The organism is Rhodococcus sp. NPDC006774 (genome assembly GCF_040636045.1).
Taxonomy (GTDB): Bacteria; Actinomycetota; Actinomycetes; order Mycobacteriales; family Mycobacteriaceae; genus Rhodococcoides.
The window spans coordinates 194,622-216,645 of the sequence record NZ_JBEYIW010000003.1 but is presented as its reverse complement, the minus strand read 5'-3'; the positions used below and the strand labels follow the sequence as shown (position 1 = coordinate 216,645).

The window sequence follows — 22,024 nt, the reverse complement described above, 5'->3', positions numbered from 1 at the left end:
CCGTGCCTGTGCCCCGGACAGCAGAAAAAGGCCCCGGTCGCTCGTGAGAACGACCGGGGCCCTTTCCGGGTGTAGCTGGTGGAGTCAGTGGCGCTCGGCACCCACGTGGTACTCGAAGACCAGACCTGCGGCCGCAGCGATCACGCAGACGACTCCCAGGGCGATGAGCCACGGCTGGAAGAACGCGAATCCGATGGCGGTGACGGATGCCGCTGCTGCCAGCACGATCGGCCAGAAGCTGCCGGGGCTGAAGAAGCCGAGGTCGCCTGCGCCGTCGCTCACCTCGGCGTCGTCGAAGTCCTCGGGGCGCGTGTCCAGGCGTCGGGCGACGAACCTGAAGTAGGTACCGATGATCAAGGTCAGACCCACCGACAGGAAGATCGCGGTGACTCCGGCCCACTCGACTCCTGTGCGGCTCAGGCCCGTGAACAACGTGTACACGATGCCGACCAGGAGAAAGAAGACAGTGAGGATTTCGAAGATCTTGGCTTCGATTTTCATATCAGCATGCTTCCTTGGTCAGTTGCCTTCAGCGACAGCGGCTGTTCGGACGGTGCGGTCGGTCGAGAACGGCGCGGTGCTCGTTGCGACGGGGCTCTCGCCGATGGCTTCGAGTGCCTGCGCGTTGGTCAGCGCTTCTCCGCCTTCGGACAGGGGCTTGCGAAGTTCGATGTACTGCTCGAACCGCTCCGGAGACACGGCACGCACCTCGAAGTTCATCATCGAGTGGAAGGTGCCACACATCTCGGTGCACCGTCCGACGAAGGAGCCTTCGCGTTCGATTTCGCTGATCTGGAACACGTTGTCGGAGTGGTTCTCCTCGGGGTTCGGGAGAACGTCACGCTTGAACAGGAATTCCGGAACCCAGAATCCGTGGATGACGTCCGAGGACGCGAGCACGAATTCGATGCGCTTGCCGGTGGGCAGAACCAGCACGGGGATCTCTTCGCTGGAGCCGACCGTTTCGATCTTGTTGTAGTGCAGGTACGACAGGTCCTGCGTGGATGCTCCGTTGATCGGGCCCGGAACGAACTCGCCGTCCTCGCTGCCCTCGGCACCTTCGCCCGGGGTGGCGGCGGCCTCGGCGGCGGCCTGCTCTTCCTCGTCGGTGCCCTCGTACTTGGCGGCACCGTCCTTGAGGTCGATGGTCCGGTATCCGAACTTCCAGTTCCACTGGTACGCCGTGACATCCACCTGGACGTCGGGATCGGCCTGCTTCTCGTCGACGTAGTTCTGCACCACCACGGTGAAGTAGAACAGGACGGCGATGATCACGAACGGAACCGCTGTGTAGAACAGCTCGAGCGGAACGTTGTACGCCGTCTGGCGGGGGAACTCCGGTGAGCTCTTCTTCTTACGGTGGAACAGCACCACCCAGAAGATCAGAACCCACACGATGATGCCCATGACCAGGGCGGCAATGACCGACCACGTCCACAGGTCGCCGATGCGTCGCCCCTGAGGGGTGACGCCCGAGGCGAAACCGAAATTGAGTACGTTGTCGCTGCTGATGGAACAGCCCGACAGCATCAACGCGGCTACACCGAGAAATGCTGTCAGCCCCGCTCGCCGAAGGATCCGACTCTGCGCCACGTTCACGCCTTCCTGATTGCCCACCACTGAAGAATAAGGGCTTCCACATGGAGATGCCCGAGTACTACGCAGCGTAGACCAAAGCCCGAGGAGAACCACCCTTGGGTCGTTACCTACGTCCGAGCGTGTCTGCGGCATACTCGGATCCTGATCTACAGTCCCGCTGACGACACTCGCGGAGACCAGGACCCCTGCACTGTCCCCAACTGCGAGAAGAGGTAGCAGACGCCGTGTGTGGACTGCTCGGAGTACTCACGTCTCACGGAACGACCGCCGCCGGAGTCGAACTCGTCGCTTCGGCGACACACTGCATGCGACACCGTGGCCCGGACGAACCCGGTGGCACCTGGCACGACGACGACGTCGTCTACGGCTTCAATCGGTTGTCCTTCATCGACATCGAACACTCCCATCAGCCGATGCGTTGGGGTCCGCCGGAATCACCGAACCGGTACGCGCTCGTCTTCAACGGCGAGATCTACAACTATCTGGAACTGCGCGCAGAACTTGCACGCGACCACGGTGCCGAGTTCACCACCGAAGGTGACAGCGAGTCGATCGTCGCGGCGTTCCACTACTGGGGCGCTGCCGCCGTGCAGCGACTGCGAGGCATGTTCGCGTTCGCCGTATGGGACACCGAGACCCGCGAGATGTTCATCGCACGCGATCCCTTCGGCATCAAGCCGCTGTTCCTGGCCACCGGTCCGGGCGGCACCGCGTTCGGCAGCGAGAAGAAGAGCGTGCTCGAGTTGATGGATCTGCTCGGCGTCGACGCCGATCTCGATCCTCGCGCGATCGAGCACTACACGGTGCTGCAGTACGTCCCGGAGCCCGAAACCCTGCACGCAGGCGTTCGCCGGCTCGAATCCGGTTGCTACGCCACCCTCTCCCCCGGTACCGCGCCGAAGGTCACCCGCTACTTCACCCCGAAGTTTCCGGTGCAGCCCTTCGCACCCGGCAGCGAGAAGGCGCGGTACCAGGAAATCGCCGAGGCACTCGAGGACTCGGTTGCCAAACACATGCGTGCCGACGTCACCGTCGGCTCGTTCCTCTCGGGCGGCATCGACTCGACGGCCATCGCGGCTCTGGCGATTCGTCACAATCCCGACCTGATCACGTTCACCACCGGATTCGAGCGCGACGGCTACTCGGAGGTCGACGTGGCAGCGGAGTCCGCGGCCGCAATCGGTGCCCGACACATCGTGAAGGTCGTCGGGCCGGAGGAGTTCGCGGCGTCCATCCCCGAGATCGTCTGGTATCTGGACGATCCCGTGGCCGACCCCGCGTTGGTGCCGCTGTATTTCGTCGCCAAGGAAGCACGCAAGCACGTGAAGGTCGTGCTCTCAGGTGAAGGTGCGGACGAATTGTTCGGTGGCTACACCATCTACCGCGAACCGCTGTCGTTGAAGCCGTTCGAGTCGCTTCCCGCCTTCCTTCGACGTGCAGCCGGCTCGTTGAGCGAGCGAATCCCGGAGGGCACGCGCGGCAAGAGCCTGCTCAACCGTGGATCGATGACTCTCGAAGAGCGGTACTACGGCAACGCTCGCAGCTTCAACGACGCGCAGTTGCGATCCGTGCTGCGCGAGTTCCGATCCGAGTGGACTCATCAGGACGTCACCGCGCCGATCTATGCGCAGTCGCAGGGCTGGGATCCGGTTGCTCGGATGCAGCATCTGGATCTGTTCACCTGGCTGCGCGGCGACATTCTGGTCAAGGCCGACAAGATCACCATGGCGAACTCACTCGAGCTGCGAGTTCCGTTCCTGGACTCCGAGGTCTACAAGGTCGCCGAGAAGCTTCCGCTCGAGCAGAAGATCACCAAGAGCACCACCAAGTACGCACTGCGCCAGGCGCTGGAGGGAATCGTTCCCGGTCACGTGCTGCACCGCGCCAAGCTGGGATTCCCCGTGCCACTGCGCCATTGGCTGCGCGGCCCGGAACTCTTCGACTGGGCGCACCAGCAGATCGCCGATTCGCAGACCGATCACCTGCTGAACAAGGCCGCCGTCGTCGCAATGCTCGACGACCACCGCGCCGGCAAGTCCGATCACAGCCGACGACTGTGGACGCTGCTGATCTTCATGGTGTGGCACGGCATCTTCGTCGAGAAGCGCATCGTGCCGCAGATCGCCGAACCCGAGTATCCGGTCAACATCTGACCTGGCCGACCGTCCCCGGCGGATCAATGCGACTTTCGGTCACTCGGAGTGCAACAAAGCCACATTGATCCGGCGGGCAAACGAACAACCTCGATCAGGCGGGGAGCAATGCCCCGATCTCCTCGCCCGCGTCGGCACCGTAGGCCGCCGTCAGACGCTTGATCGCGTCGTCGCGGTTGAGATCCCACTCCTGGGTGCCGGTGGTCTCGAGTACCAGCACGGCCACGAGCGAACCGAGCTGTGCTGCACGTTCGATGCTGGCTCCGGCCATGTGCGCGGTGAGGAAACCTGCTCGGAAGCCGTCGCCGACACCGGTCGGGTCGACCTTGCTCGTCTCGGGTACGACACCGATGTGAGTGTGTTCGCCGCCCTTGGCGACGATGTCGACGCCCCGCTTACCCAGGGTGGTGACACGCAGATCCACCTTCGCGGCGATATCTGCGTCGGACATTCCGGTCTTCTGCTTGAGAAGCGCCCATTCGTACTCGTTGGTGAACAGGTACGCGGCGCCGTCGATCAAGTCGGTTGCCTGCACGGCGTCGAGCCGGGCGAGCTGCTGCGACGGGTCGGCCGCGAACGGGATGCCGGCAGCGCGGCACTGCGCCGTGTGCGCCGTCATGGCGTCGGGGTCGTTGGCACCGATCAGAACGAGGTCCATCGAGTGCTGCGCTGCCAGTGCCTCGATGGAAATATCACGGGCCTCGCTCATCGCTCCGGGGTAGAACGACGCGATCTGCGCCATGTCCTCGTCCGTGGTGCAGACGAAGCGGGCAGTGTGCGCGGTAGCGGACACGCTCACACCACTGCAGTTGACTCCGTGCTCTTCGAGCCAACTCCGATATTCGGAGAAGTCCGGTCCCACAGCTCCGACGAGCAGTGGCGCACCGCCGAGAACTCCGAGTGCGTATGCGATGTTGCCGCCGACGCCGCCCTTGCGGATGACCAGATCGTCCACCAGAAAGCTCAACGAGATGTTCGAGAGCTGGTCGGCGACGATCTGCTCGGCGAACCGTCCGGAGAATCGCATCAGATGGTCGGTCGCTATCGAGCCGGATACCGCGAGAGTCACGAAGGAGGGCCTTTCGGTTCGGAAATACTGGGGTGTTGACAGGCAGACACGACTGTGACCGATACACGCGTGCGTGTATCGGTCACAGTCGAGAACGAGTCAGCTCAGTTGAACGAGTCGCCGCACGCGCACGATCCCGTGGCGTTCGGGTTGTCGATCGTGAAGCCCTGCTTCTCGATCGTGTCCACGAAGTCGATGGATGCACCCTCCACGTAGGGAGCGCTCATCCGGTCCACCGCGAGGGTGACGCCGTTGAAGTCGACCGCGAGGTCGCCGTCGAGGCTTCGGTCGTCGAAGAAGAGCTGGTAGCGCAGTCCTGCGCAACCACCTGGCTGCACGGCGATGCGCAGAGCGAGGTCGTCGCGGCCTTCTTGATCCAGCAACGCCTTGGCCTTGGTCGATGCGGTCTCCGTCATGGTGACCTTGTGCGCCGTGGTTTCGGTCGTTGTGGTCTCATTCGAAACGGTCATGGGCTCTCCCTATCAGTCGTACAACCCGTGAATTACTCAACCGTACTCCCGGTGGCTCTATTCCTCACGCTCGCCGCCTCGGTTCGACCGAGGTTTCGGCAACGTCGGCCGCGACGCGCGCGGCGAGCTGTTCGAGCTGGTTCGCCGCGTCGGACATGGCCAGCTCCACCGATCCCGCGAACTCACTGATCGAATGCGCTGCCGAGATACCCGCCGAGGCCAGTTCGTCCTCGGACAAGGTGACCTGTCCCGCCAGCACGATCGTGTCGATCCCGGTCGCGCCGCCCGCGGCAGCGATTCTGGTCACCAGCTTGCCTCGCAGCGATTGCGAGTCGAATTTGCCCTCACCGGTCAGAACCATGTCGACGGAGTCCAGAAGTTCTTGCTGACCGGTCCGTTCGGCCACCACGACGGCACCGGGAAGCTGCCTGCCGCCGAGTGCGAACAGAGCGGCTCCCAGTCCGCCTGCGGCTCCGGCGCCGGCACGATCTGCCACGTCGTAACCGGCGGCAGCGAGCACTGCGGCCCAATCGGTGTTGAACTCCTCCAGCCGAGCGACGGTGTCCGCGTCGGCACCCTTCTGCGGGCCGAACACGCGGGCTGCACCGGTATCGCCCAGCAGCGGGTTCTCCACGTCCGACGCGGCGACGAGGTCGATGTCCGACAACCGCGCGACTGCCGCTCCGAGTCCGCCCAGTGCACGAATCATCGCGCGCCCGCCGTCGGTGCAGCTGCTTCCGCCGAGTCCGACGAACACCGTTCGAGCGCCGGCATCGAGGGCGGCGTCGAGAAGCTGGCCGACGCCGTAGCTGCTTGCCTTCAGGGCAGACTGTGTGGTGGGCGGGCCGCCGAGCAGATGCAGACCGCAGGCCTGGGCCGATTCGATGTACGCCGCCGTACCGTCGAGCAGCCAGTGGGCTCGGACCGGGTTGCCGAGTGGCCCGTCGACGTCCGCGGAGTGCACGGTGCCGATGCGCGAGGCCAGGACCTCGACGAAGCCGGGGCCGCCGTCGGATTGGGGCGCGAGTTCGAGTCGATCGTTCTCACGAACCGAGGCCCATCCCCTGGCGATGGCCTCCGCCGCGGCCGCGGCAGTCAGGGTGTCTCCGAACGAATCCGGCGCAATCATCACTCGCATCGTCGGAAGTCTAGGGCTGCAGCGCCGGAACGGCATCCGCTGTTTCGCCGCTGACCTGGCCGGTGTTCGACACCGACGAGTCATCCCATACTCTGGGTGCGTGAAGCTGCTACGCCGTGGAAACTCTGACAATTCGGACGGAAACGACTCGAACGAATCCGAGTCGACGACGGCCGGGAGCGACGCGACCACTTCGGTGTCTCTCGGCAAGGGCCGACCGACCCCCAAGCGCCGTGACGCCGAGGCCCGGCGTCGCGGACCGGTTGCTCCTGCTCCGCTGACGAGCAAAGAGGCACGCGAGCGTCGCAAGGCGAACAAGGGCAGCAAGGAAGATCGCAAGGCCGCGTCCAACGAGCGACGCGCCGCCGCAGCCGAACGACGCGCACGCATGCTTGCGGGCGACGACAAGTACCTGCTCCCGCGAGACAAGGGTCCGGTCCGCGCCTACGTGCGCGACATCGTCGACGCGCGGCGCAACCTCGTTGGTCTGTTCATGCCACTCGCGCTGATCCTGATCTTCGCGTTGTTCCTGCAGCCTCAGGTGCAGCAATACGTCACCCTCGGCATGTTCGTCATGATGCTCTTCATGGTCGGCGAGGGCGTCTACCTCGGCAAGATGATCAACAACAAGATTCGGGTGCGGTTCCCCGAGACCACCGACGGCGGTTTCAAGATCGGCTGGTACGCCTTCGTTCGTGCGTCCCAGATCCGCAAGATGCGCGCTCCCAAGCCGCGAGTCAGCGCCGGCGAGGCCGTCTGACGTCGGTGGGCGAACCGAGACGAACCCTCGTGCTCGGTGGAGCCAGATCCGGTAAGTCCGGGCACGCCGAGTCGCTTGCCCTTCTCGAGCCGGTTCGCTACCTCGCCACCGGTAGGCGCGACGCCACGGACGAGGACTGGCAGCTCCGCATCGACCGTCATCGCGCGTCGAGACCGACACATTGGTCCACTGTCGAAACCGTCGCAACACTGTCGGGAGTCCTGTCGCAGCCGTGGGACGGCACCACCGTCGTCGACGATCTCGGAACGTGGCTGACGGGAATGCTCGACGACGCGCAGGCGTGGGAGCTCCCCCGCGGCACCATCGCACCGGCTGTCGACAACCTGGTGGGGGCGGTCGCGGACTGCACCTCCACTCTCGTCCTGGTCAGCCCCGAGGTCGGCCTGTCCGTGGTGCCCGAATCCCGTTCCGGTCGCCTCTTCCGAGACGAGTTGGGCTTGCTCAATTCTCGGCTCGCAGCAGTGTGTGACAGGGTTCTGCTGGTCGTCGCGGGACTCGCGCTGACTCTCAAGGAACCTCCGGCGGACTTCATCACCGCGAAAGGCACAGTGTGACAATTCTTTCGGAAGAGAATTCGGCGTCGTCGCCGTTTCGTCCGGTGACCGCTCCGTCCGACTCGGCTCGATCGGCCGCCGCGGACCGGCAACGGGAATTGACCAAGCCTGCCGGCAGCCTCGGTCGCCTCGAGGCGCTCGGTGAGTGGATCGCCGCATGCCAGGACACCTGCCCGCCGCGCTCTCTCGAACGAGTGCGAGTCGTCGTGTTCGCAGGCGATCACGGCGTCGCTGCGCACGGGGTCTCTGCGTACCCTCCCGAGGTGACGGCGCAGATGGTCGAGAACATCCGCGCCGGTGGTGCCGCAGTCAATGTGCTCGCCGATATCGCCGGTGCCGCGGTTCGGGTTGTCGACATCGCTGTCGACGCCGATACGGATTCCTCTGTGTCCGCGTTCAAGATTCGACGGTCCAGCGGATCGATCGACCGCGAGGACGCACTGACCGAGGACGAGGTTCTGGCCGCGATCGCCGCCGGAGCCGCCATCGCCGACGAAGAAGTGGACGGCGGCGCAGATCTTCTCATCGCAGGCGACATGGGTATCGGAAACACCACTCCTGCAACGGTATTGATCGCGACTCTGACCGACACCGAGCCGGTTGCCGCTGTCGGTCGCGGCACCGGAATCGACGATGCGGGGTGGATCAGGAAGACCGCAGCGATCCGGGACGCGATGCGTCGAGCACGACCGGTCGCGAAGAATCCAACCGATCTGCTGCGGGTCGCGGGCGGAGCCGACATCGCGGCCCTCGCCGGCTTTCTCGCCCAGGCCGCGCATCGGCGAACCCCCGTGATTCTGGACGGCCTCGTGGTGACAGCGGCCGCTCTGGTGGCCGAGGACGCGGCAGCCGGGGCACGCAGCTGGTGGGTTGCCGGGCATCGTTCGGCCGAGCCCGCCCATTCACTTGCGTTGCGGCACTTGCGTCTCGAGCCGATCGTGGAGTTGGAGATGCGCCTCGGCGAAGGCTCGGGTGCGCTGGCGGCGTTGCCTCTGGTTCGTGCGGGTGTCGGCACCCTGAATTCGATGGCCACCTTCGCCGACTCCGGTGTCAGTACCGGCGATATCGAAGCCCACAGCACTATCGAAGAGCACTGACGGTGCGCGGGCGAGCCGATGCACTGGTGCTCGCGTTCTCCTGGCTGACGGTGCTGCCTGTACGCGGCCCGGACGAGGTCGACAGGGACTCCGCCGGGCGCGCGATAGCGCTCGCTCCGATCGTCGGCATCGCCCTGGGCGCCATCAGCGCGATCATTCTGTGGACATCGACGACGGCAGGCCTGTCTCCCCTGCTCCGCGGACTGATCGCCGTCGCGGCCACGGCACTGCTCACTCGGGGGATGCATCTCGACGGGTTGGCCGACACCGCAGACGGACTGGGCTGTTACGGACCTCCCGAGCGCGCGCGAGAAGTCATGAAGTCCGGCAGTGCCGGGCCGTTCGGAGTTGCGACCATCGCACTCGTTCTGGCGGTTCAGGCCGCGGGCCTGGGCCAGCTCGCGGAGCAGCAGCTGTGGTGGGCGATCGCTGTCCTGCCGGTGATCGGCCGGGTGTCGGTGGTGCTCGCCTGCCGCCGGGGCACGGCCGCGTCGTCTCCGAACGGTTTCGGTGCGCTGGTCGCAGGCACGCAGTCGAACGTGACTCCAGCGTTGTGGGTGGTTGTCGCAGTGGCGATCTCGGTGTTCGCAGAGCCCGACCGCCCGTGGCAGGGACCGCTGGTGGTCGTCGCCGTTCTGGTGCTCGGGACACTGGCCACTCGGCACTGCGTCCGACGCTTCGGCGGGCTCTCCGGCGACGTGCTCGGAGCCGGGATCGAGACCACCACCGCGCTGGCCGCGATCGGTCTGCTCGTGGGGAGCTAGCGGAGCGTCGTCATCCAGCCGTGCGTGTCGGCGAACGTTCCGCGCTGGATGCCGGTGAGCGTGTCACGCAGTGCGAGCGTGATCTCGCCCGGCTCGCCGCCTACGATCTCGAACGTTCCCTCGGTGGACTTGACGCTGCCCACCGGTGTGATGACCGCTGCCGTGCCACATGCGAACACCTCGGTGATCTCACCCGAATCGGCGCCCTTGCGCCACTCCTCGGTGGAGATCCGTCGCTCTTCGACGGGAATACCTGCATCCGTCGCCAGGGCCAGCAGCGAGTCGCGGGTGATGCCGGGGAGGAGCGATCCGGACAGCGAGGGCGTCACCAGACGCGCGTCGGAGCCCGAGCCGAAGACGAAGAAGAGGTTCATGCCGCCCATCTCCTCGACGTAGCGACGCTCGGTGGCGTCGAGCCACACCACCTGGTCGCATCCCTCGTCACTCGCCTGCGCCTGCGCGAGCAGTGACGCGGCGTAGTTGCCCGCGAACTTCGCCGCACCGGTTCCGCCCGGAGCCGCCCGGACGTACTCGGTGGACAGCCAGACGCTCACCGGCTTGACGCCGCGGGGGAAGTACGCGCCCGCGGGCGAGGCGATCAACATGTAGCGGTACGAGTCGGCGGGGCGCACACCGAGCCCGGCCTCGGTGGAGAACATGTACGGCCGGACGTACAGCGCGTCCTCGCCGCCGGCCGCGGGAACCCAGTCGTGGTCGAGTTCGAGAAGCTTCTCGATCGATCCGATGAACAGCTCGTCCGGCAACTCCGGCATCGCCAGACGGCGAGCCGAGGAGCGGAAACGCTCGGCGTTGGAGTCAACCCGAAAAGTCGAGAGGTCGCCGTTCGGCTGACGGTAGATCTTGAGTCCTTCGAAGATGGCCTGGCCGTAGTGCAGGACCATCGCTGCGGGGTCGAGTTCGATCGGACCGTACGGCGCGATCGTCGCATCGTGCCAACCGCTCTCACGGGTGTAGTCGATGTACACCATGTGGTCGGTGAAGTGTTTTCCGAAACCGGGTGCAGCGAGCACCGCGTCGCGCTCCGCGGCAGTGGCGGGCGAGGAATGCTGCACGTGCGTGAATTCGGAAACACCTGTCATGCCGGAGATCCTATCGTCAACGTCACCGAGCTCTCGCGCGGTCACCTGGTCTTCGCTGCGACGAACGGCGGCGCGACCACTTCGCAGCGCAACGCTCGCCCACGAACGTCGACCTCGACCTCCGTGCCGACCTCAGGAGCGGCTTCCGCGTCGAGCAGGGCGAGTGCGATTCCGATCTTGAGCGACGGCGAGAACGTGCCGGACGTCGTCGTTCCGATCTGCTGTCCCGAAGCCCTGACGGCGAGGCCGGGGCGCAGCACACCGCGCTCGAGGGCCTTCAGTCCGCGCAGCACTCGCGCCGGTCCGCTCGCCTTCTCGGTGGACAGGGCTTCCTTGCCCCAGAACGTGTCCTTCTTCCACCCGATCGCCCAGCCGCAGCGCGCCTCGAGCGGCGAGATGTCCAGTGCCAGTTCGTGTCCGTGCAACGGGTACCCCATCTCGGTGCGCAACGTGTCGCGTGCACCGAGCCCGCACACCTGGCCTCCGCGCGATCGCACGGCAGCCATGAGTGCCCGGAAGAGCGGTTCCACATCTCCCGCGGGAGGAACGAGCTCGTAGCCGTGTTCGCCGGTGTATCCGGTCCGGCAGACGCGGACCGCCACCGAATTCCAGGTGGCGTCCTCGAATGCCATGTAGTCCATGTCGGTCGGCAGCCCGAGTTCCTGCAGGACCTCGGTCGATTTCGGTCCTTGCACGGCGAGCACTCCGAACTCACGATGCTGGTTCACCACCGAAACCCCGTCGGGTGCCTGCTCTGCCATCGCCGCGACGACCGCCGCCGTGTTGGCTGCGTTCGGCACCAGGAAGACGTCCTCGTCCGAGACGTAGTACGCGATCAGGTCGTCGACGACACCGCCGGATTCGGTGCAGCACAGGGTGTACTGCGCCTTGCCCGGTTCGATTCGGTTCAGATCGTTGGTGAGCACGGAGTTCACGAACGCAGCTGCTCCGGGTCCGGTCACCGACGCCTTGCCGAGATGCCCGACGTCGAAGAGGCCAACGGCCTCTCGCACTGCCGTGTGCTCGACGACGACACCGGCATACGACACCGGCATGGTCCAGCCGCCGAAAGGTGCGAATGTCGCACCCAATTCGGTGTGCACGGCGTGAAGTGGTCCCTCGATCAGCTCGGTGTCGGTCATGGCGGTCACGCTAGCTCACATGGCGGCCGTTGCGGGCCCGGCAGACCGACTGCGTCCGGCGACGAGTCGTCATTAGGATCGGGGTACGTACACGTCAACCCCTACAGGAGCAGCCACGTGCCTTCACCCTCGACGCCTTCCCGCACTCTCGGACCCGACCTGGTCCTCGCGGGCAAGCTCGGTAAGAAAGTCGACGTTCTCGTCGTCGCGCTGAGTACGAGTGACGACGGACTCGAACTCGCCATCACCGACGACATTTCCGACGACGCCGTCGCCGCAGCGCTGCTGGACTCTTTCGAGTCCGTCGGTGCCACCGGCAAGGCCGACGAGCTGGTGCGCATTCCGGCACCGCCCGGCCTGTCCGTGGACAGCGTGCTGGCGGTCGGCCTCGGCAGTGCAGCCGACATCGACAGCGAGCGCATCCGCCAGTCGGCCGGAACCGCAGCTCGTGCGCTGAAAGGCGTCGATACGGCCGCAACGACGCTGTCGGCACTCGACCTCGGTGCGGCCGCTGAAGGCTTCTTTCTCGGCGCATATCAGTTCACCGAGTTCAAGTCGGCCTTGTCGGCACCGAAGTCCGACGCGCTTCCCCTCGCCCGCGTCGAGTTGCTCGTTCCCGACACCCGCTCCAAGGACGCCAAGAACGAGCTGGCACGATCGCTCGCCATTGCCGAATCCGTCGCCGTAGCGCGCGATTTCGTCAACACCCCGCCGAGCCACCTCTACCCGGAGGAGTTCGCGGCGCAGGCCAAGGCCCTGGGTACGGCAGCGGGCCTGAAGGTCGAGATCCTCGACGACAAGACACTGGAGAAGGACGGCTACGGCGGCATTCACGGCGTCGGCAAGGGTTCTTCACGCCTGCCGCGACTGGTCCGTCTGACGCATTCGGGCGGTAAGCGGGGCGCGAAGAAGGTCGCCCTGGTGGGCAAGGGAATCACGTTCGACACCGGCGGCATCTCCATCAAACCCGCTGCGGGCATGGAGAACATGACCTCGGACATGGGCGGCGCGGCTGCGGTCATCGCGACGGTGATCCTGGCCGCGAAGGTCGGTCTGCCACTCGATGTCATCGCGACGGTGCCGATGGCCGAGAACATGCCGTCGGGCACTGCGCAGCGTCCGGGCGATGTCCTGACCCAGTACGGCGGCATCACCGTCGAGGTCATCAACACCGACGCCGAAGGCCGCTTGGTGTTGGCCGACGCGATCGTGCGCGCCTGCGAGGACGATCCGGATTACCTCATCGACACCGCGACACTGACCGGCGCTCAGGTGGTCGCACTCGGCAATCGAACTCCGGGGGTCATGGGTACCGAGGACTTCCGCGACCGCGTCGCCGAGATCTCTCAGGCCATCGGCGAAAACGCATGGGCGATGCCGTTGCCGAAGGAGATCCGACGCGAACTCGATTCCAAGGTGGCCGATCTGGCGAACGTCACCAACGGCCGGGCCGGTGGAATGCTGGCCGCCGCCCTGTTCTTGAAGGAATTCGTCGCCGACGGCGTCGAGTGGGCTCACATCGACGTCGCGGGTCCGGCGTACAACACCGGTGGCCCCTTCGGATACACCGGCAAGGGCGGCACCGGTGTTCCCGTGCGGACGATGTTCGCGGTCCTCGAGGACATCGTCGAGAACGGCTGATCGCGCTCGACCGTGCGTGCGGATCGTCGTCCGCACGCACGGGTGAGGTCAGAGATCGCGCTGCTGCTGCTCGCGCTTCCTGATGATCTTCTGGCGAGCGTCGTGGTCGCGCATGCGCTGGGGATACCCGGTCTTGCGGACGTCGTAGACCGGGATCTTCAGGTCGGGTCCGATCTTTCGTGCATATTTTTCATCGAGCGGCCGACGGGTCCATTCGCCGTCGTTCGCGACCAGTACGACGGTCAGCGGGGTGACCGTCGTCTTCGGCTCGACGTAGGCCTCGACACCGATTCGCGCCGCGGTCCAATCGGCCAGGTACTGGGCAACCGACCCCTCCGGGGCCCGTTTCGCGCCCCCGCCGCTGCGCTTGAGTCGATCGAACAATCCCACGAGAACATCCTTTTCGTACGGCCGATGGATCACCGGTTCTGGTGCCGGAATGTTGTTACCCGCCAGTTTGCCAGGCGTGTTGCACGCCCTAGGGGAACGGCGAGGCGATAACAATGGAAGGATGACATTAGAGGGTTCAGCTCTCTTGATAGTGAACCAAGGCTCGTGAAGTGAGTGAGTGAATTGCCGAGAGGGAGTGTCCACGTGGGCGCTGTGTCGAGCCGAACACGCTCGATCGGTGCCGTGTGCACCGGTGCCTCCGTCGAACCGAATCACGCAACTCTCGTCCATGAACCCTGTTCCGCCAGCACAATGGTCTGCGACCACAAGTCGTCGAACCACATCACCCGCATACAACTGTCGAGGAGTCAACAGACATGGCCTTCTCCGTCCAGATGCCAGCTCTTGGTGAGAGCGTCACCGAGGGAACTGTCACGAGGTGGCTCAAACAAGAAGGCGACACCGTCGAAGTCGACGAGCCATTGCTCGAAGTCTCCACGGACAAGGTCGATACCGAGATCCCGTCGCCTGCAGCCGGTGTCCTGACCAAGATCGTCGCTCAGGAAGACGACACCGTCGAGATCGGTGGCGAGCTCGCCCAGATCGGTGACGCAGGCGAGGCTCCCTCGTCCGATGCACCGGCCGAGGACGCAGCGCCCGCCGAGGAATCGGCACCCGAGGAAGCTGCCGAGGAGCCCACTCCCGCAGCCGAGCCCGAGCCGCAGGCCGAGGAGGAGGCACCCGCAGCGAGTGCATCGTCCGACTCGTCCGGATCCGGCACGCCGGTGACGATGCCCGAGTTGGGCGAGTCCGTCACCGAGGGCACCGTGACTCGGTGGCTCAAGGCTGTCGGTGACGAGGTTGCTGTCGACGAGCCGCTGCTCGAGGTGTCCACCGACAAGGTCGACACCGAGATCCCGTCTCCGGTCGCCGGAACTCTGCTCGAGATCTCCGCCGAGGAAGACGACACGGTCGCCGTCGGTGGCCAGCTCGCCGTCATCGGATCGGGATCGCCGGCCGAGAAGGCCCCCGAGCCCGAGGCCACCCCGGAGCCCGAGGCTCCGAAGGCCGAAGAGCCGAAGAAGGAAGAGCCCAAGAAGGAAGAGGCTCCCAAGCGGGAAGCTCCGAAGGCCGAGCCGAAGGCCGAGCCCAAGCAGGAGGCTCCCAAGGCAGCTCCCGCCAAGGAGTCGGCACCCTCGGGTGATTCCAGCCCGTACGTCACTCCCCTGGTGCGCAAGCTGGCGTCGGACAACGACGTCGACCTGTCGACCGTGAAGGGCACCGGTGTCGGTGGACGCATCCGCAAGCAGGATGTGCTCGCCGCAGCCGAGGCCAAGAAGGCTCCGGCCGCTCCGGCCGCCGCTGCTGCTGCGCCCGCCGCCGCATCGAAGCCCGCTGCCCCGGCCACCGCAGGTGTTCGTCCGGAGCTCGCGCATCTTCGCGGAACCACGCAGAAGATCAACCGAATTCGGCAGATCACCGCGAAGAAGACGCGTGAGTCGCTGCAGACGTCTGCACAGCTCACGCAGACCTTCGAGGTCGACGTGACGAAGATCGCCGGTCTGCGGACCAAGGCGAAGGCGAAGTTCGCCGAGAACGAGGGCGTCAACCTGACGTACCTGCCGTTCTTCGCGAAAGCGGTCGTGGAGGCTCTCAAGGCGCACCCCAACGTCAACGCGAGCATCAACGAGGACGCCAAGGAGATCACGTACCACGCCGATGTCCACCTCGGTATCGCCGTGGACACCGAGCAGGGTCTGCTCTCCCCCGTCATCCACAATGCGGGCGACCTGTCGCTCGCCGGACTGGCTCGGGCGATCAACGACATCGCCACCCGTGCACGCTCGGGCGGACTGAAGCCCGACGAGCTGTCCGGTGGCACGTTCACCATCACCAACATCGGCAGCCAGGGCGCGCTGTTCGACACCCCGATCCTGGTTCCGCCACAGGCGGCCATGCTGGGCACGGGTGCGATCGTCAAGCGTCCGGTCGTCGTCAAGGACGACTCGGGCAACGAGTCGATCGGTGTTCGCTCGATGTGCTACCTGCCGCTCACCTACGACCACCGTCTGGTGGACGGAGCCGACGCCGGACGCTTCCTGACGACGATCAAGCAGCGTCTCGAAGTGGCGTCGTTCGAGGCCGATCTCGGCCTGTAGGCAACCGGCGAGTTTCGCGCCTCACGTATTCTCGTGAGAGCGCGAAACATTCGCATCGGAGTCTCGACAAGAGGGGCACGAACCGTGCATCCGGGGCATCATTCGTTCGCGAATGGTGCCCCGTTTGCGTCAAGGAGGCTTTCGTTCACATGCGCGTAGTCATTGCAGGTTCATCGGGTTTGATCGGCACTGCCCTGGTCGCAGCGCTGCGGGGTCGTAGCCACGACGTCACCCGCCTGGTTCGGAGATCGCCGGCGGGGCCGGACGAGTCGCAGTGGGATCCGTCGCGCGGGAGCATCGACGCGGCCGCGCTCGATGGTGCCGACGCGATCGTCAACCTCTGTGGTGTCGGAATCGGCGACAAGAGGTGGTCCGGTGCGTACAAGCAGCTGGTGCGAGACAGTCGCATCGCTCCCACCGAGGTTCTCGCCGGGGCTGCCGCCGACGCGGGTGTACCCACCCTGATCAATGCCAGCGGCGTCAACTTCTACGGCGACACGGGCGATCGAGTGGTCGACGAGACGGCTCCCGTCGGTGACGGATTTCTGGCCGAGGTCTGTCGCGATTGGGAGAATGCCACGACAGCGGCGTCGGAAGCCGGTGTCCGCACGATCATGCTGCGCAGCGGTGTCGTGCTGTCGCAGCGCGGCGGAATGTTGGGCAAGCTTCGCCCGCTGTATCTGTTCGCCCTCGGCGGGCGGCTCGGTAGTGGACGCCAGTACTTCCCGTGGATTTCCTTGGAGGACGAGATCGGTGCCATCGTCCACGGCATCGAGAACGACTCCCTGCGTGGACCGGTCAACATGGTCGGTCCAACTCCGGTGACCAACGCACAGTTCAACAGCGCGATGTCGCGCGCGGTGCACCGTCCGGCACCCTGGGTCGTCCCCGGCTTCGCGCTGAAGGCCGTCATCGGCGAGTTCGCCGAGGAAGCCATTCTCACCGGCCCACGCGCCATTCCGAAAGCCCTGGAGGACGCGGGCTACACGTTCGAGCACAACACCGTGGGAGAGGCACTGCGGGTGGCTGTGGGTGGCTGACGCGGCGTACCGTTCCGATTCATGAGTGATGCGAACTCTTCGTCGGTCGCCGTGTCGGCACGCGCGAGCTCCGAGCCGGTCGTGGTGCGAGAGTTGGGCACCGTCGAGTACACCGAGGCGTGGGCACTGCAGCGCGAGCTGGCCGGTGCCCGGGCGGACGGTACCGGCTCCGACACGATGCTGCTGCTCGAGCATCCGTCCGTGTACACGGCGGGCAGGCGTACCTCCGAGGAGGACATGCCGCGGGACGGTACCCCCGTTGTCGAGGTCGATCGAGGCGGCAAGATCACCTGGCACGGTCCCGGCCAGTTGGTCGGGTACCCCATCGTCAAGCTCGCGCAGCCCATCGACGTCGTCAGGTACGTACGCCGTATCGAAGAAGCTCTGATCTCCGTCGTGTCCGCCTACGGCATCGGCTGCGGGCGCGTCGACGGTAGGTCCGGGGTGTGGCTCGCCGCGCAGCCGAGAGACGGCGTGTGGCTGCCCGAACGCAAGATCGCGGCGATCGGGGTCCGTGTTCAGCGCGGAGTGACGCTGCACGGTTTCTCACTGAACTGCAACGCGGCCATGACCGGTTTCGATGCGATCGTGCCGTGCGGCATCGCCGATGCGGGTGTGACGTCGCTGTCGCTGGAGCTGGGCCGAGACGTCACCGTCGCCGAGGTCACCGCTGCTGTGACCGAGGCCGTTCTGGCCGCGCTCGACGGGTCGATGCCCGTGCAGGATCACGAGATCGAGCATCCGGCGCTCACGGAGGCGTCGATCAACCCGCAGTTCACGACGGTCCGCTTCGGCGCGTAGCATCGAAGCCGTGACTGTGGCCCCAGAAGGACGCAAGCTGCTCCGCCTCGAGATCCGAAACGCGGAGACCCCCATCGAACGCAAACCCAACTGGATCAAGACCAAAGCCAAGATGGGCCCGGAATACACCGAGCTCAAGGGTCTTGTGAAGCGTGAAGGTCTGCACACGGTGTGCGAGGAAGCCGGCTGCCCCAATATCTACGAATGCTGGGAAGATCGCGAAGCGACCTTCCTCATCGGCGGTGAGCAATGCACCCGCCGTTGCGATTTCTGTCAGATCGACACCGGCAAGCCGGAGGATCTCGATCGAGACGAGCCGCGCCGGGTGGCCGAGAGCGTGCAGGCCATGGGTCTGCGCTACTCCACGATCACCGGAGTCGCTCGGGACGATCTGGAGGACGGCGGCGCGTGGCTGTACGCCGAGACGGTTCGGTACATCAAGAAGCTCAATCCGAACACCGGCGTCGAGCTGCTCATCCCGGACTTCAATGCCAAGCCCGATCAGTTGGCCGAGGTCTTCTCGTCACGGCCCGAGGTGTTGGCTCACAACGTCGAGACGGTGCCGCGCATCTTCAAGCGCATCCGTCCGGCCTTCCGGTACCAGCGGTCGATGGACGTCATCACCGCAGCCCGCGACGACGGTCTGGTCACCAAGTCCAACCTGATCCTCGGCATGGGTGAGACCCCGGAAGAGGTGCAGGAAGCCATTCGCGACCTGCACGAGGCCGGATGCGACATCCTGACCATCACCCAGTACCTGCGCCCGTCGCCGCGCCACCATCCGGTCGAGCGTTGGGTCAAGCCGGAGGAGTTCGTCGAGCACTCCGATTACGCGACCGAAATCGGCTTTGCCGGTGTGTTGGCCGGGCCGTTGGTCCGCTCCTCCTACCGAGCCGGACGCCTCTACGCACAGGCCATGGCACATCACGGCCGCCAGCTTCCCGAGAGCATGAGCCACCTGACCGACGGTGGCGAAGCGTCACAGGAGGCCAGTTCGCTGATGGCACGACTGGCTGCTCGCTGATCCTCGCCTCAACCCGGCGCGGTGCGAGTGAGCGCCGGCACAGGACGTATCCTGTGAGGTATGGCGAACGGCAGTAAGGCTGGCAAAGCAGCAAAGCCCAGCAAGGAAGCAAAAGCGGCTGCCAAGGCAGCGCGCAAGCAGGCATCGAGGGAACGGCGCAAGCAGCTCTGGCAGGCGTTTCAGATGCAGCGCAAGGACGACAAGGTTCTCCTTCCGCTGATGATCGGCGCGGTGGTCGGGCTGGGGCTCCTCGGATTCCTCATCGGCCTGGCCTTCGATTTCCAGTGGTTCCTGCTCCCCATCGGACTGCTCCTGGGCGTCCTGGTCGCGTTCATCATCTTCGGACGCCGCGTGCAGAAGTCGGTGTACAAGAAGGCTGACGGTCAGGCCGGCGCGGCCGCGTGGGCCCTGGACAATCTGCAGGGATCGTGGCGGGTGACCAACGCAATCGCCGGAACCACCCATCTCGACGCGGTGCATCGCGTCATCGGCAAGCCCGGTGTCATTCTCGTGGCCGAGGGTGCACCGCATCGCGTGAAGTCGCTGTTGGCTCAGGAGAAGAAGAAGACCGCCCGCCTGGTGGGCGACACTCCGATCTACGACATCATCGTCGGCAACGAAGAGAACCAGATTCCGCTCTCGGGTCTGCAGAAGTATCTGTCCAAGTTGCCGAAGAACATCGACGGCAAGCGCATGGACACCATCGAGTCGCGGCTCTCCGCATTGGGCACCAAGGGGGGCCCGGCGATGCCGAAGGGACCCATTCCCGGCGGAGCCAAGATGAAGGGCGTTCAGCGCACCATGAAGCGCCGCTAGCCTCTCACGATCACTCGGACAGCCCTGGTGCGACGACCCCTCAGCGGGCCCGCAGCAGGGCTGTTCCCGTTGCGCGGTCGTGCATGCCTCGGCCGTCCATGTCCGTGACGACGGCCGGGACGACGAACAGCAGAATCAACTGGCGCACCAGCGCGCGCACGAAGCCGACCCGCGCCTGCGCGTCGATGCGTGCCACCTGAATACCGACGATGAACTGGCCAGGGGTGAACGAGAACAGCGAGACGCTCACCAGTCCGACGCCGAACCACACGGCGAGCACGATCGTCGAGATCAGTCCGCTCGTGGTGTAACCACCGAGAATCAGCGACGCCACGCCGGTGGCCATCGTCCAATCCAGCACCAGCGCGAGGATTCGACGTCCCGTGCCGGCCAGCGCGCCGACGCCCTGCTTCGGAAGGCCCAACTCCTCCCCGCGGAAGTTCTGGGGTTCACGCGGGTTCGCGGCCGCCGGTCCGGACAACCAGGACCCTGTCATTCGTGCCATGATTTCCAGGATAGGCGCGGACGGGCACACGGGAAAACACGCGGACGTACTGTTGTTCGTGCCACTCGTGAACCAGGACGCGTAACACGGGCGAAACACGAGCTTGACGGGCGGGCAACACCAAGTCCATACCGTCAGGTCGACGGACTCAACAAAGGAGCAAAAGCGTGGCGTTTTCCACGGCCCAAGAGGTCATCAAGTTCATCGCGGATGAAGGAATCGAATACGTCGACATCCGGTTCACGGATCTGCCGGGTGCACAGCAGCACTTCTCGATCGCCGCCAAGGCGTTCACGGCGGACACGCTGGAAGACGGCCTTGCGTTCGACGGCTCGTCCGTCCGCGGCTTCCAGTCCATTCACGAGTCCGACATGATTCTGCTTCCGGACTACGCCACCGCTCAGGTCGATCCCTTCCGCAATGCCAAGACGCTGAACATCGACTTCTTCGTTCACGATCCGTTCACGCGTGAGGCCTACAGCCGCGACCCGCGCAACGTCGCACGTAAGGCCGAGGAGTACTTGGCCAGCACCGGCATCGCCGACACCGCGTACTTCGGTGCCGAGGCCGAGTTCTACATCTTCGATTCCGTGCGCTTCGATTCGCAGGCGAACGGCGCGTTCTACGAGGTCGATTCGTCCTCGGGTTGGTGGAACACCGGAGCCGAGACCGAGGCCGACGGCAGCCCGAACCTCGGCTACAAGGTGCGCTTCAAGGGTGGCTACTTCCCCGTCGCTCCGTACGACCACTACGTCGACCTGCGCGACCAGATCTCGACCAACCTGCAGAACGCGGGCTTCGAGCTCGAGCGTGCGCACCACGAGGTCGGCACCGGCGGCCAGCAGGAGATCAACTACAAGTTCAACACGCTGCTTCGCGCAGCGGACGACCTGCAGCTGTTCAAGTACATCGTCAAGAACACCGCGTGGCAGAACGGCAAGTCGGCAACATTCATGCCGAAGCCGCTCTTCGGCGACAACGGCTCGGGTATGCACGTCCACCAGTCACTGTGGAAGGACGGCAAGCCTCTCTTCCACGACGAGGCCGGATACGCCGGACTGTCGGATCTCGCACGCCACTACATCGGCGGCATCCTGCACCACGCGCCGTCGCTGTTGGCGTTCACCAACCCGACGATCAACTCGTACCACCGCTTGGTGCCGGGCTACGAGGCCCCCATCAACTTGGTCTACAGCCAGCGCAACCGCTCCGCCGCGGTTCGTATCCCGATCACCGGCAACAACCCCAAGGCCAAGCGCCTCGAGTTCCGTGCGCCGGACTCCTCGGGTAACCCCTACCTGAACTTCGCCGCTCAGATGATGGCTGGTCTGGACGGAATCAAGAACAAGATCGAACCGATGGCTCCGGTCGACAAGGACCTCTACGAGTTGCCGCCCGAGGAAGCCAAGAACATTCCTCAGGCACCTACTTCGCTGAATGCCGTGATCGACCGGCTCGAGGCCGATCATGACTACCTCACCGAGGGCGGCGTGTTCACCACCGACCTGATCGAGACCTGGATCTCGCTCAAGCGCGAACAGGAAATCGCTCCGGTGAACCTGCGTCCGCACCCGTACGAGTTCTCGCTGTACTACGACGTGTGATCGTCTGATTTCTCACCGACAACGCCCGGCCGAATCTTTTCGGCCGGGCGTTGTCGCGTTCTCGATTGTTTCCGTTCGGCGTCGTTTCGGGCAAGCGACGAAAGAATTCGTACCGGTCGGAGTTTGATAGTCGGTACGCGGGGTAAAGGTATTTATCCGCTACCGGCGAACAGAGGA

21 protein-coding genes are annotated in these 22,024 nt (G+C 65.1%); 12 read left to right on the top strand and 9 right to left on the bottom strand.

Annotated elements, in window-relative coordinates:
* Positions 1-84 precede the first annotated feature (84 nt).
* Both ABZ677_RS06410 and ABZ677_RS06405 read right to left on the bottom strand, forming a co-directional pair.
* The gene (locus tag ABZ677_RS06410; protein ID WP_037192876.1) at positions 85-501 is read right to left on the bottom strand and encodes a cytochrome c oxidase subunit 4; all 417 of its coding nucleotides are present in this window, start codon (positions 499-501) and stop codon (positions 85-87) included.
* Between the two features lie 18 nt (positions 502-519).
* Positions 520-1,599: a cytochrome c oxidase subunit II gene (locus ABZ677_RS06405; protein WP_037193526.1), complete on the bottom strand. Its 1,080-nt coding sequence runs from the start codon at positions 1,597-1,599 to the stop codon at positions 520-522.
* Positions 1,600-1,823: 224 nt separating this feature from the next.
* Between ABZ677_RS06405 and asnB the strand changes: the two genes are divergently transcribed.
* The gene (gene asnB / locus ABZ677_RS06400) at positions 1,824-3,752 is read left to right on the top strand and encodes an asparagine synthase (glutamine-hydrolyzing) (RefSeq protein ID WP_037192878.1); all 1,929 of its coding nucleotides are present in this window, start codon (positions 1,824-1,826) and stop codon (positions 3,750-3,752) included.
* Between the two features lie 94 nt (positions 3,753-3,846).
* On the opposite strand, the gene ABZ677_RS06395 is transcribed toward asnB, so the two are convergent.
* From ABZ677_RS06395 to ABZ677_RS06385, 3 genes are all read right to left on the bottom strand, one after another.
* Positions 3,847-4,821 carry a carbohydrate kinase family protein gene (locus ABZ677_RS06395; protein ID WP_358367532.1) on the bottom strand — a complete coding sequence of 325 codons (975 nt, stop codon included), beginning with the start codon at positions 4,819-4,821 and terminating at the stop codon, positions 3,847-3,849.
* A 104-nt stretch (positions 4,822-4,925) separates the two neighbouring features.
* Entirely contained in the window at positions 4,926-5,291 is a 366-nt protein-coding gene (locus tag ABZ677_RS06390) for an iron-sulfur cluster assembly accessory protein (RefSeq protein WP_037192882.1), read from the bottom strand.
* A 64-nt stretch (positions 5,292-5,355) separates the two neighbouring features.
* The gene (locus ABZ677_RS06385; protein WP_358367527.1) at positions 5,356-6,429 is read right to left on the bottom strand and encodes a glycerate kinase; all 1,074 of its coding nucleotides are present in this window, start codon (positions 6,427-6,429) and stop codon (positions 5,356-5,358) included.
* A 100-nt stretch (positions 6,430-6,529) separates the two neighbouring features.
* Here ABZ677_RS06385 and ABZ677_RS06380 point away from each other — a divergent pair, with 100 nt between their 5' ends.
* The 4 genes from ABZ677_RS06380 to ABZ677_RS06365 are packed head-to-tail and all read left to right on the top strand — an operon-like array spanning position 6,530 to position 9,625.
* On the top strand, positions 6,530-7,189 hold the full coding sequence (locus tag ABZ677_RS06380) for a DUF3043 domain-containing protein (protein ID WP_037192886.1): 660 nt from the start codon (positions 6,530-6,532) through the stop codon (positions 7,187-7,189).
* Positions 7,190-7,194: 5 nt separating this feature from the next.
* Positions 7,195-7,764 (top strand): bifunctional adenosylcobinamide kinase/adenosylcobinamide-phosphate guanylyltransferase, encoded by a 570-nt coding sequence (gene cobU / locus ABZ677_RS06375; RefSeq protein WP_037192888.1) that lies wholly within the window; start codon positions 7,195-7,197, stop codon positions 7,762-7,764.
* Complete coding sequence (gene cobT, locus ABZ677_RS06370; protein WP_358367524.1) at positions 7,761-8,861, top strand: nicotinate-nucleotide--dimethylbenzimidazole phosphoribosyltransferase; 1,101 nt, start codon at positions 7,761-7,763, stop codon at positions 8,859-8,861. The genes cobU and cobT overlap by 4 nt, the downstream gene beginning before the upstream one ends.
* A gap of 2 nt (positions 8,862-8,863) precedes the next feature.
* Complete coding sequence (locus tag ABZ677_RS06365; RefSeq protein WP_358367521.1) at positions 8,864-9,625, top strand: adenosylcobinamide-GDP ribazoletransferase; 762 nt, start codon at positions 8,864-8,866, stop codon at positions 9,623-9,625.
* On the opposite strand, the gene ABZ677_RS06360 is transcribed toward ABZ677_RS06365, so the two are convergent.
* Together ABZ677_RS06360 and gcvT are read right to left on the bottom strand one after the other, a co-directional pair.
* Positions 9,622-10,725 (bottom strand): branched-chain amino acid aminotransferase, encoded by a 1,104-nt coding sequence (locus ABZ677_RS06360; protein ID WP_358367519.1) that lies wholly within the window; start codon positions 10,723-10,725, stop codon positions 9,622-9,624. The two genes, ABZ677_RS06365 and ABZ677_RS06360, sit on opposite strands and share 4 nt — an antisense overlap.
* Positions 10,726-10,766: 41 nt before the next feature.
* Positions 10,767-11,867 (bottom strand): glycine cleavage system aminomethyltransferase GcvT, encoded by a 1,101-nt coding sequence (gene gcvT, locus ABZ677_RS06355; RefSeq protein WP_037193528.1) that lies wholly within the window; start codon positions 11,865-11,867, stop codon positions 10,767-10,769.
* 117 nt (positions 11,868-11,984) lie between these two features.
* On the opposite strand from gcvT, the gene ABZ677_RS06350 reads away from it, so the two are divergent.
* The gene (locus tag ABZ677_RS06350; protein WP_094635469.1) at positions 11,985-13,508 is read left to right on the top strand and encodes a leucyl aminopeptidase; all 1,524 of its coding nucleotides are present in this window, start codon (positions 11,985-11,987) and stop codon (positions 13,506-13,508) included.
* A 48-nt stretch (positions 13,509-13,556) separates the two neighbouring features.
* Here ABZ677_RS06350 and ABZ677_RS06345 read toward each other — a convergent pair whose 3' ends face one another.
* Positions 13,557-13,898, bottom strand: a complete 342-nt coding sequence (locus tag ABZ677_RS06345; RefSeq protein WP_037192902.1) for a hypothetical protein — start codon at positions 13,896-13,898, stop codon at positions 13,557-13,559.
* Between the two features lie 377 nt (positions 13,899-14,275).
* On the opposite strand from ABZ677_RS06345, the gene sucB reads away from it, so the two are divergent.
* The 5 genes from sucB (at position 14,276) to ABZ677_RS06320 (ending at position 19,738) form a co-directional block, all read left to right on the top strand.
* Positions 14,276-16,057, top strand: coding sequence for a 2-oxoglutarate dehydrogenase, E2 component, dihydrolipoamide succinyltransferase (sucB, locus tag ABZ677_RS06340; protein WP_358367514.1), 1,782 nt, complete (start codon positions 14,276-14,278; stop codon positions 16,055-16,057).
* A gap of 149 nt (positions 16,058-16,206) precedes the next feature.
* Positions 16,207-17,097 (top strand): TIGR01777 family oxidoreductase, encoded by an 891-nt coding sequence (locus ABZ677_RS06335; protein ID WP_037192907.1) that lies wholly within the window; start codon positions 16,207-16,209, stop codon positions 17,095-17,097.
* 21 nt (positions 17,098-17,118) lie between these two features.
* A complete protein-coding gene (gene lipB / locus ABZ677_RS06330; RefSeq protein ID WP_037192909.1) occupies positions 17,119-17,898 on the top strand; it encodes a lipoyl(octanoyl) transferase LipB in 780 nt (259 codons plus the stop codon).
* Between the two features lie 10 nt (positions 17,899-17,908).
* On the top strand, positions 17,909-18,922 hold the full coding sequence (lipA, locus tag ABZ677_RS06325) for a lipoyl synthase (protein ID WP_170945989.1): 1,014 nt from the start codon (positions 17,909-17,911) through the stop codon (positions 18,920-18,922).
* A gap of 60 nt (positions 18,923-18,982) precedes the next feature.
* On the top strand, positions 18,983-19,738 hold the full coding sequence (locus ABZ677_RS06320; protein ID WP_037192911.1) for a DUF4191 domain-containing protein: 756 nt from the start codon (positions 18,983-18,985) through the stop codon (positions 19,736-19,738).
* A 40-nt stretch (positions 19,739-19,778) separates the two neighbouring features.
* Here the strand turns inward: ABZ677_RS06320 and ABZ677_RS06315 are convergent, their stop codons facing one another.
* A complete protein-coding gene (locus tag ABZ677_RS06315) occupies positions 19,779-20,243 on the bottom strand; it encodes an RDD family protein (RefSeq protein ID WP_037192914.1) in 465 nt (154 codons plus the stop codon).
* A gap of 167 nt (positions 20,244-20,410) precedes the next feature.
* Between ABZ677_RS06315 and glnA the strand changes: the two genes are divergently transcribed.
* On the top strand, positions 20,411-21,847 hold the full coding sequence (gene glnA / locus ABZ677_RS06310; protein ID WP_032368128.1) for a type I glutamate--ammonia ligase: 1,437 nt from the start codon (positions 20,411-20,413) through the stop codon (positions 21,845-21,847).
* Positions 21,848-22,024: the final 177 nt, after the last annotated feature.

Bases quoted from the DNA above. Each gene is read 5' to 3' on its own strand.
- ABZ677_RS06410 (WP_037192876.1), bottom strand. From the start codon at position 501: ATGAAAATCGAAGCCAAGATCTTCGAAATCCTCACTGTCTTCTTTCTC.
- ABZ677_RS06390 (WP_037192882.1), bottom strand. From the start codon at position 5,291: ATGACCGTTTCGAATGAGACCACAACGACCGAAACCACGGCGCACAAG.
- ABZ677_RS06385 (WP_358367527.1), bottom strand. From the start codon at position 6,429: ATGCGAGTGATGATTGCGCCGGATTCGTTCGGAGACACCCTGACTGCC.
- ABZ677_RS06360 (WP_358367519.1), bottom strand. From the start codon at position 10,725: ATGACAGGTGTTTCCGAATTCACGCACGTGCAGCATTCCTCGCCCGCC.
- gcvT (WP_037193528.1), bottom strand. From the start codon at position 11,867: ATGACCGACACCGAGCTGATCGAGGGACCACTTCACGCCGTGCACACC.
- sucB (WP_358367514.1), top strand. From the start codon at position 14,276: ATGGCCTTCTCCGTCCAGATGCCAGCTCTTGGTGAGAGCGTCACCGAG.
- ABZ677_RS06335 (WP_037192907.1), top strand. From the start codon at position 16,207: ATGCGCGTAGTCATTGCAGGTTCATCGGGTTTGATCGGCACTGCCCTG.
- lipB (WP_037192909.1), top strand. From the start codon at position 17,119: ATGAGTGATGCGAACTCTTCGTCGGTCGCCGTGTCGGCACGCGCGAGC.
- ABZ677_RS06320 (WP_037192911.1), top strand. From the start codon at position 18,983: ATGGCGAACGGCAGTAAGGCTGGCAAAGCAGCAAAGCCCAGCAAGGAA.
- ABZ677_RS06315 (WP_037192914.1), bottom strand. From the start codon at position 20,243: ATGGCACGAATGACAGGGTCCTGGTTGTCCGGACCGGCGGCCGCGAAC.